The sequence below is a fragment of the Mesotoga sp. UBA5825 genome (genome assembly GCF_002432955.1).
GTDB lineage: Bacteria > Thermotogota > Thermotogae > Petrotogales > Kosmotogaceae > Mesotoga.
This window is the reverse complement of record NZ_DJHG01000019.1, coordinates 1-539: the sequence shown is the minus strand read 5'-3', so window position 1 is coordinate 539 and position 539 is coordinate 1. Positions and strand designations below refer to the sequence as shown.

General features: G+C 40.3%; 1 pseudogene. It reads right to left on the bottom strand.

Features of this window, described 5'->3' with window-relative positions:
• A pseudogene (locus B3N33_RS01130) lies at positions 1–199 on the bottom strand (hypothetical protein); the annotation flags it as partial.
• Between the last annotated feature and the right edge of the window lie 340 nt (positions 200–539).

Sequence of the window (539 nt, the reverse complement as noted above, 5' to 3'; positions counted from 1 at the left end):
TCTTTTCTTTCACCTTTTCGTACATGTCTCTTATCCAGACATCGACAGGCGCCTTCCACTTCTCCGCTTTGTTGGGTATATTCTTTATCATCGTCTTTGGACTTATTCCCAGTTCCTTCGCCATGCGAATCGTTTCATCACCGACTTTGCATCTCTTCTTGACTTCTTTCCATTCTTCCTCTCTTTTCTTGTTAGCCATAATAACCTCCCGAAAACTTCCTTGGTGTTCTGAACATTAACCGGCGATATCTCAGGGCCGAAAACATGAAGCTCATCTTGCAGTGCAAAACAGTAAACACGCCGGTTATTAAGAAAGAGACTTCTAACCCGGAGTTGTGAAGAAGTACTTCTTGTTTACAAATGAAAGTCTAGCATACCTCATCTTCAGAAGGAGAAATCACTGAAGAATTTGTGCCATAAACTTTACAAACAAGTCATCGTATTTCGATTATTAGACTCAGTTCCGCTTCTATAACTGAACTCATGGATTGAGTGAGCATAATTATACTAGTGGCTCAAATAGTATGATTTGCTGGAGA